The 16402-nt window shown below is 53.0% G+C and carries 11 protein-coding genes; 5 read left to right on the plus strand and 6 right to left on the minus strand.

The features are described 5' to 3' along the window. Positions 1-92 precede the first annotated feature (92 nt). Both J3P35_RS16345 and J3P35_RS16350 read left to right on the plus strand, forming a co-directional pair. Positions 93-860, plus strand: coding sequence for an EcsC family protein (locus J3P35_RS16345; protein WP_210465744.1), 768 nt, complete (start codon positions 93-95; stop codon positions 858-860). A 233-nt stretch (positions 861-1093) separates the two neighbouring features. Next, the gene (locus J3P35_RS16350; RefSeq protein WP_210465745.1) at positions 1094-2575 is read left to right on the plus strand and encodes a M48 family metalloprotease; all 1482 of its coding nucleotides are present in this window, start codon (positions 1094-1096) and stop codon (positions 2573-2575) included. A 74-nt stretch (positions 2576-2649) separates the two neighbouring features. Here J3P35_RS16350 and J3P35_RS16355 read toward each other — a convergent pair whose 3' ends face one another. Further along, a complete protein-coding gene (locus J3P35_RS16355; protein ID WP_210465746.1) occupies positions 2650-3606 on the minus strand; it encodes a CvpA family protein in 957 nt (318 codons plus the stop codon). Between the two features lie 205 nt (positions 3607-3811). Here J3P35_RS16355 and J3P35_RS16360 point away from each other — a divergent pair, with 205 nt between their 5' ends. The 3 genes from J3P35_RS16360 to J3P35_RS16370 all read left to right on the plus strand — a co-directional run bounded on the left by J3P35_RS16360 (position 3812) and on the right by J3P35_RS16370 (position 5953). Next, complete coding sequence (locus J3P35_RS16360) at positions 3812-4099, plus strand: GNAT family N-acetyltransferase (protein WP_210465747.1); 288 nt, start codon at positions 3812-3814, stop codon at positions 4097-4099. Between the two features lie 175 nt (positions 4100-4274). Next, positions 4275-5147 carry a prephenate dehydrogenase gene (locus tag J3P35_RS16365; RefSeq protein WP_210465748.1) on the plus strand — a complete coding sequence of 291 codons (873 nt, stop codon included), beginning with the start codon at positions 4275-4277 and terminating at the stop codon, positions 5145-5147. A gap of 164 nt (positions 5148-5311) precedes the next feature. Continuing rightward, the gene (locus J3P35_RS16370) at positions 5312-5953 is read left to right on the plus strand and encodes a hypothetical protein (protein WP_210465749.1); all 642 of its coding nucleotides are present in this window, start codon (positions 5312-5314) and stop codon (positions 5951-5953) included. 173 nt (positions 5954-6126) lie between these two features. Here the strand turns inward: J3P35_RS16370 and J3P35_RS16375 are convergent, their stop codons facing one another. From J3P35_RS16375 to J3P35_RS16395, 5 genes are all read right to left on the minus strand, one after another. Beyond that, a complete protein-coding gene (locus J3P35_RS16375) occupies positions 6127-7632 on the minus strand; it encodes an ATP-binding cassette domain-containing protein (protein WP_210465750.1) in 1506 nt (501 codons plus the stop codon). Positions 7633-7802: 170 nt separating this feature from the next. Next, positions 7803-9299: a calcineurin-like phosphoesterase C-terminal domain-containing protein gene (locus J3P35_RS16380; RefSeq protein WP_246850330.1), complete on the minus strand. Its 1497-nt coding sequence runs from the start codon at positions 9297-9299 to the stop codon at positions 7803-7805. Positions 9300-9480: 181 nt separating this feature from the next. Beyond that, positions 9481-10455: a glycerophosphodiester phosphodiesterase gene (locus J3P35_RS16385; RefSeq protein ID WP_210465751.1), complete on the minus strand. Its 975-nt coding sequence runs from the start codon at positions 10453-10455 to the stop codon at positions 9481-9483. A gap of 177 nt (positions 10456-10632) precedes the next feature. Next, positions 10633-12072 (minus strand): SusD/RagB family nutrient-binding outer membrane lipoprotein, encoded by a 1440-nt coding sequence (locus J3P35_RS16390; protein WP_210465752.1) that lies wholly within the window; start codon positions 12070-12072, stop codon positions 10633-10635. Between the two features lie 92 nt (positions 12073-12164). After that, positions 12165-15530: a SusC/RagA family TonB-linked outer membrane protein gene (locus J3P35_RS16395; protein ID WP_210465753.1), complete on the minus strand. Its 3366-nt coding sequence runs from the start codon at positions 15528-15530 to the stop codon at positions 12165-12167. Between the last annotated feature and the right edge of the window lie 872 nt (positions 15531-16402).

Here is a 16402-nt window from a genome sequence, read left to right on the forward strand (position 1 = left end):
CAGGCACCAAACAACCCACCCGGCTAGCAATTTTGGCCTTTACTGGAAAAAGCGCTTTCTTTCGCCTAGCAATTAACCCCGATTTGCCCGCCATGACCCACACCGCCTACGAAGAAAAAGCGCTCCAGGAGCTACGTGAGTGGCAGCAGCAGATGCTGAGGGAACCATCTTTGCTTAACCATCTGGCCCGGGGTATGCAGCAGAAGCTCAACAGCTACATCCCTGAGAAGGTGCACAAGGCCATTACGGCGGCCATCAAGCAAATGATCAGGGTGGTGCTGTTTGGCGCGCGGCACACCACGGGCAGCGCCTTCGCGCATGCCACGCTGGAACTGCAGGAGAATGTGGTGCGTGACCGCATTGAATTCTACAAGAAAACAGCCGCCGCCGAAGGGGGCATCACGGGCGCGGGCGGCTTCTTGCTGGGTCTCGCCGATTTCCCGCTGCTGCTGAGCATCAAGCTGAAGATGCTGTTTGATATTGCCGCGCTCTATGGCCACTCCGTGGATGATTACCGCGAGCGGGTGTACCTTTTGCACATCTTCCAACTGGCGTTCAGCGGACAGCAGCAGCGCCGCGAGGTGTACCTGCAGATGGTAGACTGGGAAACCCAGAAGCTGCACCTTCCCGAGGACATCCACCAGTTTGACTGGCGCACCTTCCAGCAGGAGTACCGTGACTACATTGACCTGGCCAAAATGGCACAACTCATTCCGGTCATCGGGGCACCCGTGGGCGCGGTAGTCAATTACCGGCTCCTCCAGAAACTGGGCATCACGGCCATGAACGCCTACCGCATACGCTGGAAAGAACAATCCACTTTGAACCTGCTCACCCCGGCAGATGATTCTATCCTGTGATTATCCTTAGAAGCCCATCCTTCTAAAGGGGACATTAAAGCTCGTTATTTCAGGGACAGATTCTTAAAAACGGCCTAAAAATAAAGGAAGTCTCCAAAGGTTACCTCTCTAAGATAAATCCTAGAAATAGGGCGCTGCAACCTATAATTTATTAACACGTTGCTAAGAACAGCACTGCCCGCGCTGCGGGTTTGTACTGACTGTAATACTACTTGAGCCTTAACCCTACCGCTATGAAAAATCTATTCACTTATAGTTTGGCCACCGCGGCCATTCTATTGTTTAACTCCTGCGCCACGAACCCAGTTACCGGAAAAAGAGACATCAACTTTGTGTCTGAGGAACAGGAGGTAGCCATGGGCATGCAAGCCGATCCGGGCATAGTAGCCCAGTTCGGATTGGTGCAGAACCCCACCCTGCAAAAGTTCATCCAGGAGAAAGGCCAGCAGATGGCCACAATCTCGCACCGGCCTAACCTCAAATACGAATTCAAGATCGTGGACTCTCCCGTGCTGAACGCCTTTGCGGTGCCGGGCGGCTACGTGTATTTCACCCGTGGCATAATGGCGCACTTCAACTCTGAGGCGCAGTTCGCCGGGGTTTTGGGCCACGAGATCGGGCACATCACGGCCCGGCACTCGGCGCAGCAGCAAAGCAAGGCCACGCTCACCCAAGTGTTGCTCATAGGCGGCATGATCGCCTCCCCTACCTTGGCACAATACGGAAATGAGCTCATGCAAGGGGCCGGCCTGCTGTTCCTGAAATTCGGGCGCGACGATGAGCGCCAGTCAGATGAGTTAGGCGTGGAATACTCCACCAAAATTGGTTACGATGCCAGCCACATGGCCGATTTCTTCCAGACACTGCAGCGGCAAACGGAGCAGGGTGGCCAGGGCCGAATCCCGGAGTGGCAGTCTACCCACCCCGATCCTGCCAACCGCTACACCACTGTGCACCAGCTCGCCGAACAATGGAAACAGAAAACCCCTGCCGCCAACCTGAAAGAAGGGCGTGATAGCTACCTGCGCATGATTGACGGGCTCATCTACGGGGAGGATCCCAAACAGGGCTTCGTGGAGAACAGCACCTTCTACCACCCAGAGCTGAAGTTCCAGTTCCCCATCCCGGCCGGATGGCAGCACCAGAACTCACCGCAACAAGTGCAGATGGCGCCCAAAGACGGCAAAGCCCTGATGTTCCTGCGCCTGGCCCAAGGCAACTCCCTGGAAGCCGCGGCCCAAAAAATGCTCACCGATAACCAACTGCAGGCCATAGAGTCTAAACAGGTGACCGTAAACGGCATGCCCGCCCTGGCCGTGATCTCACAGCAGGCACCGCAGCAACAGCAACAGCAACAGCAGCAACAAGCCCAGCAACAGCAGGCGGCGCCCATTCAGGCTTTGAGCTATTTTATCCAGTACGGCGGCAACATCTACAACCTTACCGGGGTGACCACCGCTACTGACTTCAACACCTATTTCCCGTATTTCAATGGTACCATGCAGAACTTCCGGCAACTCTCTGACCCGGATAAACTCAACCGGAAACCTGAGGTGGTCAGAATCAAAACCGTGAGAACTGCGGCTCCCTTGTCTCAGGTGCTTCAGTCCTACAACGTACCAAGCAAACGCTTTGAGGAAATGGCCATCTTGAACGGCATGCAGTTAACCGACCGCGTAGCAGCCAATACTTTGATTAAGGTGATTGAAAAGTAGACCTGGAACCTTTCTAAAACAAAAGCCGCTTCTGAACAGGAGCGGCTTTTTTATGGGCGTTTTCTCAAAACTATCTAATTCCGGAAGTTCTGAGTGATCATGAGCCGGCGGTCATTGCCCTGCAGCACGCCAATGCCTACCCGCCCGAAATTAGGCCGCAGAATGTTGGCGCGGTGCCCCGGGGAGTTCATGAGTCCGTTGTGGGCAATGTCTAAGGTGGGCGCCAGGGCCAGGTTCTCGCCTGCTAACCGAAATAGGACCCTAGCCTTCCGGATGCGGTCAAACGGACTCCAGCCCTCGGGGGTGTAGTGGGAGAAATAGCCGCGGCGGAACATGTCTTCTGAGTGCAGGCGGGCCACCCGGCGCAAAGAAGTATCCGGGGCCAGGGGCCTCAGGTTTTGTTTGGCGCGTTCCTCGTTCACCAGTTGCAGCATCTCGGCCTCCAGATCGGGGCGGGGTTTCATGTTGGTGACCTTGTACGGCAACTCAATCATCTCCTCGGTGCCCGGCTGCACCGTGAGTTTGCGTATGGTGCGGTTCAAGGCCTCGTCAAAAACCGGCGACAAGGCCATTTCAGCTTTCTCAGAAACATAGGAGAACTTCGTAGCCAGGGTACTGCCCTGTACTTCCTCTTGTACATTGGGCGGTAGCGGGAAAGCCGTGAGTAGCACTACCACCAGGACCGCCGTCACCAGCCCGCTCAGCAGGCCAGGAATCAGGCCCAGGATCTGGTTGGTTTTGGTTTTATGCACGTTGTAAGGCAACCTGGAAAGGACCCAATCGCCCAGCGCCTGGATAAGGATACTGGCCAAAACGGCTACCAGAAAAAAGGAGACCGGCAACAGCCAAAGCTCGTTCCAATCCACCACCTTTTCCAGCCAATTGGCTACGTAAGGGTATAAACTCAGGCCTAAAACCAAACTCCCCACCCACCTGACCAGGTCCAGCAGGCCATAGGTAAAACCCCGGTACCAACCCGTATAAAGGCTGGAGAGTATGATAAACAACAGAAGCAGGTCAACGTAGTTCATAGAAGGCGGGCTAGGGCTCTTTCGGGAGCTAAAAGCTACAAAATCTAAGGTGATTATCCGTTTCTTTTACCAACGCCCCGGCGGTTCTGTTACCCAACAAACCCTGCTTCTAAGAGGATAAAATACGGAATTTCGCCAAACCGGGGAAGCTGGCGCTTCTTCTGGCACCTTTTTTCGTATATCCGTTCAAAAAAAGACAAACAAGATGGGCAAGACAGAAGTCATTCATGACGAAGATGACCTTAGGTTCTACATAGACCTGGACGGCGAGGAAGCCGAACTCACCTATACCTTCACCGAGAACAAAGAATTTGACCTGGATTACACCTTTGTGCCGGAAAGCCACCGCAACCAGGGCCTCGCAGATAAGCTGGTTAAAACGGCGCTGGACTACGTACGGGACCACCACCTGCACTTCATTGCCTCCTGCCCCGTGGTGGAAACCTACGTGAAACGGCACCCAGAGTACAAGGAGTTCATGCACGAGGTGTAAGCCTGCGCCCGCAGACGCACCTTTTATGACAAACCGTTTCAAGGCTGTTTTACCCAGATCGGCCTTGAAACGAGCCCATGCTCTCCCATTTCTTCTGTCTGCCCGCCCGGGCAAATGAAAGCCGATAGCAAAACTTGTAGTACCTTCGTGTTTCTACTTGCGTACGCTTTCAGACATGAAAACTATCTCCATCATTGGGACCGGGCTTATTGGCGGGTCTGCTGCGTTAGACATCAGAAAAGCAGGTTTTGCCACCCATCTGGTTGGGGTGGATCAGAACCCCCAGAACGCTGCCCAGGCCGTGGAATTGGGTTTGGTTGACCAGGTGCTTCCGCTGGCGGAAGCCGCCGCCCTCTCTGACCTTATCCTGGTGGCCATCCCGGTATCTGCCATCCAGAAACTGCTGCCTTCCCTTTTGGATATGGTGCCGCCGCAGACGGTGGTCATTGATCTGGGCTCCACCAAAAGCCTCCTCTGCGATGCCGTGCGCGAGCACCCCAACCGTGCCCAGTTCGTGGCCGCCCACCCCATTGCCGGTACCGAGTACTCGGGCCCCACAGCGGCGCTGGAAGGTTTGTACCAAGGCAAGATGAACATCATCTGTGAAAAAGAACTTTCATCTGACCACGCCCTCTCCACCGCTGAGGACTTGTTTTCGACCCTGGGATTGAAGACCATTTACATGCAACCCGAGGAACACGACAAGCATGTGGCCTATGTGTCTCACCTCTCGCACGTGAGCTCGTTTCTGCTGGGTTTGACCGTGCTGGACGTGGAGAAAGACGAGCGCAACATCTTCACATTGGCGGGCTCCGGTTTCGCCTCCACGGTGCGTCTGGCCAAAAGCTCCCCGGATATGTGGGCACCTATCTTTGAGCAAAACGCCCATTTCCTGAGCCACGCCCTTGCCGAGTACATCAAGCACCTGCAGCAGTTTCACCAGTGCCTCCTCAACGGCGACACAGACCAACTCTACCAGATGATGCAGCAGGCGAACCAGATCAGGCCGGTGCTGGATGGCATCGCGCAGGTATCGCCGGTGAAGTAAAGGCGTTTAGGGGCTGTTTTTGGTAAATGACCTATCCCAATTCTCAATGAGGGAGGTATTTCCGCCGTGATTCTGGAAAAACATGCTTAAAGCAGGTGAACCCCATGTGGTTAGGCCCGTACTCTGCAGGAAAGGGATTTTCCACACTACCAAAGGAAATAAGCATGGGCCTCACCGATTTTCTGCAAAAGATTAAGAAAGAATGGGAAGTACTGCAGGGCGAGAACGCCAAGGATAAATTCTTCTACCACGAGAATACCTATCCAGATGAGGCCACCGCCCGGCAAGAGTTTGTGCGCACTAAACAGAAGCTGTTTGATGTGAACCGCTGGTCTTCCCTGCCCGGCATCAACTCCACTTTCCACCTCTATGATAAGCAGGGGCATCCCTCCAATGCCACCAAAGTACAGGTGGGGGATTACATGCAGATCATCCTGCCCGCCACGGCCATTGAGAACTGGGTAACCGTGATAGAAGTGGTGGAGGAAGAAGATGCGGCCCAATTCATTGTGCGCCCCTGCCCCAAACCCGAGGTCCAGAAAGATGCTATGGATGGGGAAGAAGTAAAGCATTTCTTCTCCGAAGAAGCTACCAGCACGTTTCGGGTCCTGCGAGAGGGCACTAAGATCATGGGTATGGAGATCGGCCGGGACGAGAAACCCAACCGGGGCGACCAGGCCGGTGGCCGAGGCGTTCTCAACACGCTAATCTCGGCCGGCGGCTGGGCAGGATTCCAAGCCCTGCAATGGGGTAAAATCACACGCTATTACGTGCACCTGGAGGAAACGCCCGAAAACCAGGCCTGAAAGAACCCGGGTCAATTCTGGGGCATCGCGGAATCCTGGGGCTTTTTAGGATGGAACCTGCCAAACATGATATTCAGGATGAAACCGGTGTATTTCACTTTTCGGCTAAGATGGTATTCTGCGCCCAGGCTTAAGCCCACAGTAGAATAAGGGCAAATAATCATTTCACCTCGCTAAAAAGTCACCCTGCCCTGCTCTAGTCTCAGCACTTTGGTCACGCAGCGCGGAATTTCCTGCTGGTAATGCGTCACGTAGATGAGTGTGGTATTGCTGCTGGCGCAGATGGCCTCAATGATCTGCTGAAAGCGTTGTTGCTGCTGGGCATCCATCCCCTGGCAGGGCTCGTCCAGGATCAACAGCGGCGGGTTCTTAATGAGGGCGCGGGCCAACAGGCAAAGCCGCTGGGTGCTCGCCGGCTCCAGCCGAAGGTTCTTTTGCGCCTCCTGCCCTATTCCCAGTAATTGCAGCCACTTCATGGCTTTGGCGGCATTCTCAGGCACACTGTTTTTGAACAGACCCAATGTATCATACAAACCTGATTCCACCACCTGCAGACAGGTCTGTTGGTACGGAAAAAACTGAAACAGCTCCGGCGACACAAACCCGATTTTCTTTTTGATGTCCCAGATGGTTTCACCAGTGCCGCGTTTGCGGTCAAAGAGCGTGATGTCTTTGGAGAAGGCCTGCGGATTATCGCCATTTAGGAGACTGAGCAAGGTGGTTTTCCCGGCCCCATTGGGTCCCAGCAGCGCCCAGCGTTCGCCTTGCTGTATCTTCCAATTCACCTGGTGGAGCACCGCCTTCCCTGCATACTCCACCGATACCTCCTTCAACTCCACAATGGTATCAAACTCAAATGGCGTTTCTGAGGAGAGCAACTCTGCCAGCAGGTTTAGTTCAATGTTCCCTTGGGATTCTGGCTGGAAGCCGTCCAGGTCAAAGTTTTCCCTGGGCTGGGCCGACACCAGTTTCCCCTGATGCAGTACCGCCACGTGCGTGATGGCCTGCGGAATTTCCTCTGCCGAAGTCGCCATTACCACCGTCACGCCGGAGGCGATGATCTGGGAGAGCAGACCGTTGAAGTTCGCGCGGGAAGCCACGTCCAGCCCGGTGAGCGGCATGTCCAGGAGCAACAGCTTGGGATTTTTGAGCAGGGCCGCTGCCATGAGCAAGCGCTTGGTCTCGCCGTTGGATAGCTTGATCAGTTCCTTCGGCAGCAACCCCTGCAAAGCGAAGGTCTCCACCACCTGCACGTACGTCCAGTGGGCATCAGATTCCTCCAAGGGGCGGGTAGAACTCAGGTAATCTTCCACAGTGGGCGCGTCCTCCACATCGGTGGCGTGGTAGCGTTGCTGGTAATAGAAATTGCTGCTGTTGGTGGAGAAATTCCGGAAGGAATGGCGTTGGCCCACCTCCCCGACTAAGTCCTTAAATGTGAAAAGTGGGTCAGAAACGGCATGCTCCTGCACATACTCCTGGTAAAACTCATGCGTCACGTCCCCGCCTACCACGCTCAGTTTTCCGGCAATGGCCTGCAGCAAACTGGTTTTCCCCGAGCCGCTTTCCCCCACCACGGCCCAGTGCTGGCCTTTCTGCACCTCAAAGGAAAAGTCCCGGAAAATAACATGGTTCAGGTGACGGACCGTCACGTTACGGAGGGAAAGAAAAGGTGATGACATTAATGCAAGTAATGGTAATTCCTCTAAAATAGGAGGATTGCCGCGCCTAACCTAGCCTTTTCTGCGCTTCTTGTTTTACGCCCAAAATCAGCAAATCAGGCCTAAAACAGAATCGGGCGAAAGCTATGCCGGAATGCAACGCTTACGCCCGATGTTAACTCAGCTTTTGCTTAAACCGCCTGCGCCTGGGTGTACACCTTCCCAAAACGATCCGTGACTTCAACCTTGATTTGTTTGGCGCCCGCCGATGGTTTGGCCCAGAACAGATGGTCGGTCATGGTGGGGTCCACGAACTTGTGTTTGGCCGGTAGATTTGGCCCGGCGTGCAGCTCTACTGAGAGCGGGTCCAAGCCCATTTCCTGTTTCATCTCGCCTTTGCGCACCCCGTCTTCAAACCAGGTTACTTTCCACTCCGGGTCCCAGTTCCATACGTTCACCACCACTTCCTCGGGGCGGTCTTTCACGGTGCCTTTGGGGTAGATCCTGAACTGGTGCTCGCGGTCGTGGCCCACTGATTTGTAGTACCATTTCATCTCGGAGCCATTCACCTCGTACACCCCGTAGCCGCTGGGCGAACCGTCGGTGCAGATGGGGCCCGTCCACCAGGCGCCGCACACGGCTCCGTGCGTGTGTTCAATGATGTCGTTCTCTATCACCTTCTCGCAGATGTGCGTGTGGCCGGACATGATGTGCGCTTTGTAGGGCTTCAGGAGCCGGTACAGTTCCTTGCGGTTAGACACCACGCCGCCCAGCGACTCGTCTTTGAGCTTCATGCGTCTTTTCTCGCCGCTGTTCACCGGAATGTGCACCGATACCACCACCATGCTGCCGGGCTTCACATAACTTAAATCCTGCTCCAGCCACTGTAACTGCCGCTCCGTGAGGTACCCGATGTAACGCTTGGCCGTGCCGATGAAGAAGACATCGTCCAGCACCACGTAGTGCACCTCGCCGCGGTTGAAGGAATAATACGTCGGACCGAACAGCTTCTTGAAAGTGTCAGAGGAGCCTTCGTCGGTGCGGGCGGTGAGATCCATGTCATGGTTCCCGATGACCTGGAAAAACGGAATGCCCGAGATCCCGATGGCTTTCTGGTAATCCTCAAACAGCTCAAACTTGTCCCACACCAGATCCCCGCAACCTATGCCATGGAACAGCGTGTTCTTGCCGTAGCCGTCCACCAGCTTCTTCAGATCCGGTGCCGATACGTTCACCAGTTCCTCAGCGTCTTTCTTGTTGATCATCTGCGGATCGGCCCATACCACAAAGTTGTGCTTGGTATCGTCCTGCGTTAGTTTCTGCAACTCAAAATCGGCGGTGAAACTGGGCTTACCCGCCGGGATGGGCTGGTAGAACCGCGCCACGCCTTTCTCCTGAGGAATCTCAAAGCCGCGTGGCACCGAGATGTACACAAACTGGGCGGTGGCGTTGCTTTCCAGGCTGTATTTGCCGGATTTATCAGTGGTAACCAGGTTGATGCCATCGGTGACCACCACCCCGGGAATTCCTTTGCCTCCCGCCTGCACCTTGCCTTTGATACCCACCGCGGACAGGTCAACTTTCTGGTCGGTGGCTTTCTTGACAGCTTGCGCCTGAACAGCACCCATGGGCAGGGTTAACCCGAGCCCCAAAGTGCCTAAGCTTTGGAGGAATTTTCTTCTAAACATGTGAGAGAATTTGGTTGTTGTTGATTAGGGGAATTGACCTAAGCAGGCCGGTAAATTTTCAGATAAGCGGATTTCCGTTTAGAGCCTCATTTTGCAAAAACAGCCTAAAACGACAATAAAATGTCGGTTAGCCGTTTTCCGCAGCCAACTAGAATGTGCCACGAAAGCGAGTAGGATCAAGTTAGTTCGCGGTTAGTTTCTTTACTTTCTCCAGCAGGATTTCGGGCTCGTTGGTGGTGATGAAATCTACCTTGCGCTGCAGGAGCCAGTCCATCATGTCGGGGGAATTCACGGTCCAGACATTGACGGTGAGGTTCAGGGCGTGGGCCTCCTCTATCCACTGCGGATTTTTCTTCACTACGCTGTGGTGATAGTCGAAACCGTACATTTTGTCTTTGGCCAGTTCACCCGGGGCTTTCTCGCCGTTGAGGTAGGCCACCTTCGCCGGGGGCTCCAACTCCTTTACTTTCCGGCAGATGTCGTAGTCAAAACTGATGTAGTCTACCCAACCCTGGGCTTTGTGCTTTTGCACCATTTCTACCACTTTCCGCGCCAAGGCCTGCCCCCGCTCTTTGCTGATGGCCGAGGGTTTGATCTCCAGGATCAGCTTGGTTTTGTTCTGGTTTAATCCGGCTTGGAGATACGCCTCCAGCGTGGGAAGCAGTTCACCGTTAGGCAGTTTTAGTTTAGCCAACTCGGCAGCCGGGTTTTTCTCAATATGGATGCCGTTCACATCGTGGTCATGGTGGATGAACAGCACCGAGTCTGAAGACATGTGCACGTCAAACTCGCTGCCGGCGCAACCTAGTTTGATGGCGTGCTGCAAAGCACCTATGGAATTCTCGGTTGCCCCCGTATTCTTCCAGGCGCCGCGGTGAGCCACCACCCGGTTGGTGATGAATTCGTCCCTGACAATCCGGAAGGTATCCTGAACTGTGTTCTGCCCCTGCCCTACAGCCAGCACTACTTCCACCCAAGGCTCAGCCGAGGTGTTCTTCAGTTTCAGGGCGTTGTCTTTACCCAACGTGAATAGACTGGCTGACTTGCCCACCAACGTCACCTTCGCTTTGGAAGCGGGTGCCACCACCACTTTTCCCACCTCGGTGGAGCCAGGTTTGAAACTATAATTGGTAAGGCTGATTTGTGCTTGTGCCATTGCATGGACTTGTACCCCTATAAGGAAACTAAAAAGTAGCTTGATAGAGAGTACGTTTTTCAGAGGGAGCTTGATCATGGCATTCGATTATGGAGTTGGTCAGGTGAAGCCTGTTGCATCCCTACATCTTGGAATACAGCAGGCTTAACCACTTAATTTATAGACAAAACAGCAAATCTATTTTTCCCACCAAACCTTGGTATTGATGTCATCGCCGCCCATCATTTCTACGGCTTTTCTGTAGTTCTCGGCGTTGTTGGTTTGCACCGTAGTGGGGTATCTGAAGCGAACGGGCACCACTTTGTTGTTCATCATGGCATTGGTGGTGGGAAGAACCGGGAAACCCGTGCGACGGTATTCAAACCACTGCTGATAATCCACAAAGAACAAGGCCAGGTACTTTTGCAGCATGATTTGCTCTAAGGTTCCGTTGTACGCGGCGGCCGGATTGGTGAAATACTCTGCGGGCATCACGGCTCCCCACTGTTCAATGGCGGCCTTCACGCCTTTCTCATATGCAGCTTTGGCGTCACCGGTCACAATGCCTTTCTGGGCCAGTTCCGCTTTGATGAACTCCACCTCGGCGTAGGGCATGATCACGGTGATCATGGGAGCGGTCACCAGGGCAACGTTAAAGGTGGAAGGAGCATAGTCAAATTGGGTGTCACTTCCTTCATAGCCACTGGGAATTCCCTTGTACCCTACCTGGGTTCTACCGTCCTTGGAGGTAGCCTGGGTGAAGAATTTAGCCCGGCGGGGGTCATTCAGAGCGTTCAGGTGATCAATGAAGAAAGAAGAAGCCGCCCGACCGGTTCTAAAATCAACCGCCCGCCCCCAAGGGGAAATCAACGGCGGAACCCCTGAGATCTGCAGGATGGCCGCATCTGCGTTTGAGGTGAATACCGGAAATTGCGTGGGATTGTTGAGGATCTCCGTCATTTTAGCCACTGCGTTCGTTTCCGTTCTTTTGGAAACTCTAAGCAGCAATCGTAACCGCAGCGAGTTGCAGAATTTCTTCCACTTGGCCACATTGTTATGGTACAGAATATCATCGCCGTAGATCATGGTTTTGGTTGGATCAAACTTGTTGTTGGCGGTTTCCAGATCGGCCAGAATCTTGTTGTAGATCGATTGCTGCGTATCAAAGGCCGGATACAGAATCCCCTCATCGCCGCGCGAAGCCTCTACCATGGGCACATCGCCGAAGCTATCGGTGAGCAGGGAATACACCCAGGCATTCAACGTCAACGCCACTGCCTCATAGTTGGGGTCATTGGCTTTCACGGCCGCGGCCTGCATTTCCTTGATGTTCGTTAACCAACGATAATAGGTGTTCCAGGTAGAACTGCCGGAGTTCTCGGTGACATCATAGCGGTGAATGCCGCCCGAAGCACTGGGGAACGGAAGCGCCACTTGCATGAGGTCAAAGGTGAAGTCATCGGCCCGATTGGCGTTGAAGCTGCTCATCTCATAGAGGATGGGGTTCAGCAAGGTACCCGGGCTGATTTGTTCAATGCGGTTAGGATCGGTGTTTACCTCTTCAAAATCATCGGTACAGGAGGTGTTGAGGGCACCAAGGGCAAGGAGGAATACAAAAGTCTTCTTTATAGATAACATGATTCTTAGTTCTTGGGATGAACCGCCGGCAGACTGGGTTAGACCACCGGTAGTTCTGAAAGGTTGAGTTGAAAAACTAAACTGTGATGTGCTTAGAATTTAAGGGTCACGTTCATGCCCATGGTTCTGGTAGAAGGCATCTGGCCCATTTCAATTCCCGGCATGATGTTGTTCCCGTTCAGGGCAGCCGTTTCTGGGTCAAAAATCGGAAAGTCGGTGAGCATGGCCAGGTCACGGCCGTAGAGCGCAATGCTGGCGCCGTTGAAGAATTTAGTTCTGGCCAGAAGTGATTTAGGCAGGCTGTACTCCAAGCGAACTTCCCTCAGTTTCAGGTAAGAGGCATCAAAGGAATTGGATTCCACGTTGGCGCGGCGGTAGTACCGGGTATAGTAGTCAGCGGGGTTAACTTTTTTGGTGTTCTGGGTGTAGGTACCGTCACCGTTCAGCACCACGCCATCTCCAATGATAAAGCCTTCTTCGCGGCCCATTAAGGTGTGTTTCAGCTTACCTTGCTCAGACATTTTGTGGTGGGTCTGGGAGTAGATGATGCCGCCGTAAGAAGCATCCAGCAGGAAGCTGAACCGGAAATTCTTATAAGAGACCTCGTTCAGGAAACCACCTTTCCAGTCGGCGTAGGCGTTCCCGATGTATTGTACTTCATCTGGGTACGCGGGCAAACCGCTGTTATCATACACAATCTGGCCATCGGGACTCCGCACAAACCCGAAGCCGTAGATGTCGCCGGTGGTACCGCCTACTTTGGCAATGATGGAGGCGTTACCTCCAACCCCCAACACCTGCTGGTCTTCAATGCCATCGGCGAGTCTCAGCACCTTGTTATCGTTTTTAGACCAGGTGACCGTTGATCTCCACTTGAAGTTGGCAAGGTCAATGGGTTTGGCGTTCAGGACCAGTTCCAGACCTTGGTTCCGTACTTTACCCGCGTTCAAGACGGCTCGGGTATAACCGGTGGTAGGATCAACCGGAATCTCCAAAATCTGGTTCTTGGTGAAGTTTCTGTACACCGTGGCATCTAAGCCAATTCTACCGTTGAAGAGCATAAACTCCATCCCGGCCTCATAGCTGGTAGTGATCTCGGGCTTGAAGTTGATGTTGTGGAGCGTGGTGGGCACGGAGCCCGAGCCGGCAAAGTCGCTTTGGCCGTAGTATTTTCTGGTTCTGTACGGATCCGTGTCACTTCCCACCTGGGCGGCAGATAACCTCAGTTTGGCAAAAGAAATGTCGGTGGGCAGTCTGAACAGATCGGTTAAGATAAAGCTGGTACTGATAGACGGATAGAAGAAAGAGCTGTTCTGCACTGGTAGCGTGCTGGACCAGTCATTACGGGCGGTCAGGTCCACAAAAATCTTATCTTCATAAGAGAAAGCGGCCAAGGCGTACAAGCTGTTCACTTCCCGGTTCCTGTGACGAGTAGTCATCATGGCGTTGCCTATCCCATTAGAAAGTTTGTACACCCCCGGAATCACCAAACCATCCACCACGCCATCCGTGGCGCGGTACCGCTGGTTTCTCAGGTTACCCCCCACCGAGGTTCTCACGTCAATCTTGCTTCCCAGCTGCTCTTTATAGGTCAGCAAGGCATCTGTGTTGATCTCGTAATCAAAAATGTTCTGCTCTTTGTAGTACCCGTACGGGAAGTTGGCCGTGTTGAAAGGGCGGCGCATGGCCCGGTCCTCGGCAGTTAAATCAATCCCTGAGCGCACCATAACCTCCAGCTTGGGCGAGAACTCATAGGTAGCCGCCAGGTTCCCCACCACCGAGTAGTTGTTCAGGGAGTTGGTCATCTCATAGGCAATCACATACGGGTTGTCTATGAAAGAACTGAACGGATGGATCTGCTGCACTTGCTCCTGCCCTGCTTTCCATCTTGGCTCATACCAGGCCAGATCCACGTTGGGGTTCTGGAAAATCATGAAGTAGGCAATGGATTGGTTGCTGTAGCCTGTGCCTGGCAGGTTATCGCTCTTCTTGTTCGTGAAGTTGACTTTAGACGAAAGCTTTAACCTTTTAGAGATGTTTTGGTTCAAGCTCAAGGCCGCCGTTAAACGCTCAAAGCCGGTGTTGGGCATGATCCACTCGTTTTTAGAGTGCGTAAGGGAAGCCCTCACCGAGCCATTCTCTCCACCACCCTCTAAGGCCACATTGTTGGTGAGGGTGTACCCGGTTCTGAAAAAGCCTTTGATGTTGTCTTTGTAAGGTCTCCAAAGCTGTCTTTCCGCCGACTGACCTTCGCGGGTTGGATCATACTGGTAATAAGATTGACCATTAAACTTAGGACCGAAGGCGCTGCTGGTTCCCCCGGTGTTGGCTCCGTCGGCCGATGCGCCATACGAGTAATAAGGCTCCCCGGCGGCATTGAAGGATTTACCGGTTCCCTGGCCATATTCATACTGGTAATCGGGCCATTTCAGGACATCATTAAAGCTGATGTTGGTATTCACGGTAACTCCAATTCCTTTGTCTTTGCGGGCTCCTGATTTGGTGGTAATGATCAAGGCACCGTTCGCGGCGCGGCTTCCGTAAAGGGCGGCGGCGCTTGGGCCTTTCAAGACGGTAATGCTTTCAATGTCATTCGGGTTGATGTCAGCAATTCCGTTCCCAAAGTCCACCGGAATATCATTTCCAGAACCGGCGCCGTAGGCGTTATCCACCCCAGAACTGGTCATATCGCTGCTCATTGGTACCCCATCTAATACAATCAGGGCATTGTTCCCGCCTGGGTTCAGGGAGTTATCGCCTCGGAGGCTAATTCTAGTGGAGTTTACTGGGCCCGAGCCCGGAGAAATCAAATTCAAACCCGCTACTTTCCCAGACAGAGCCTGCGCGAAGTTATTGGGCATGGCATCGGTTAAGGCTTCGCTCGTCACCGTTTGGGTGGCATACCCCAACGCTTTCTGCTCGCGCTTGATACCCAAGGCCGTCACTACCACCTCAGATAACTGCTGACTATCCTGCACCAGGTTTATCGTAACATTTCCCTCATTCTGCGTGAAGGTCCTTTTGAGCGAGGTATAGCCCACAAAAGAGAATACCAACTCCGCGCCTTTGGGCACCTCTATAGAGAAATCTCCCTCGCTTCCGGTGGCACCAACGGCTATCCCGTTTGACGTGATCACCACGCCTGGCATAGTGCCTAACTCGGCAGAAGAAACCGTCCCTGAGACCCTGATTCTCTCGGTTTGTTGGGCAGGAGTCGCCACTCCCGTCTTCGGTTGAAGTTGGATTTTACCTACTTGCCCCGACACCATTCTGGCAGGATCAGACGTCACTTGCATCAGGCTGGATGGGGAACGTAGTTCGGTGGCATGCACCACCGTGTTGGTTGGTTGTCCCTGCGCTCCTGCCAAAGTTGGCAGAGCCAGAAATGAAACCCCCAAAATCGTCTTGTAGGGAAATAAGTTTATCCTCTTGGAAGAAGGACGTAAACGTTTTCTCATGATTGGGTTTATCTGTTTATGAAAGGTTGGAGATGGACGATGTTGATGCACCGGCATGCTGAAGACTGACAGAAAATGTTAAATTTCCTATAAGCAAGACGCCTTGGTTTTGACACTTCAAAAGTAGTGGACTGGGTTGTGAGAGGATACACCTAACCAGTTATGCTTTTGTAAAGCTTTTATTACCGCAATGTTTTGGAGGAGAAATGGCAAGAAGTAACCTCCCGTTTTCAAGCCACTTTCTGGAAAACAGGCAGGAAATGCAGGGCAGCTTTGGGATGAATATGTTTTTAGCTACAGATCTACCAAGCTTTGAAAAGAGCACATTATCTGATTGTACCCGATGCGAAAGTGAGAGGAATTCATTCTCAGAAGAACCTGGTTCAAGTTTTCAACTTGGACCTAAAATGGGCGGAAGTTTGCAACTTCCGTGAGGCGGCAGCCTCAAACATCTTGTGCAGACTGGTATAAGGTAGAGAGTGTTCTAAAAGGCATCAGCCCTTTCCTTGAAGGTGTAAGGCCGGTAAGTTCTAAAATGATTGGTGAAGTCTCTGATATACTTAAGCATTTGAGGCTGTCGCCTCACGGAAGTTGCAAACTTCCGCCAATTTTAGGTCCAAGTTAGAAACTTGAACCAGCTATATTCTTAGACCAATATGGCGCGGAAGTAACTTTCGTAACAAAGAAAGAAGATGATTCTCATGGATACCTGATCAGCAAGAGTAATCATCCCCCTCCCCCTTTCAAAGGGGACGGAATGCGTGGATGGTTTGGGAGTGAATTGACAGCTAAAATTCGGCACTTGAGAACTGAAACTGTGAACTTTGTTTGGCCCCAATCTTAATTCCTGATTCTGGTGCCTTTTCAGAAAA

Origin of the sequence: Rufibacter roseolus (assembly GCF_017916365.1) — a bacterium.
Classification (GTDB): Bacteria; Bacteroidota; Bacteroidia; order Cytophagales; family Hymenobacteraceae; genus Nibribacter; species Nibribacter roseolus.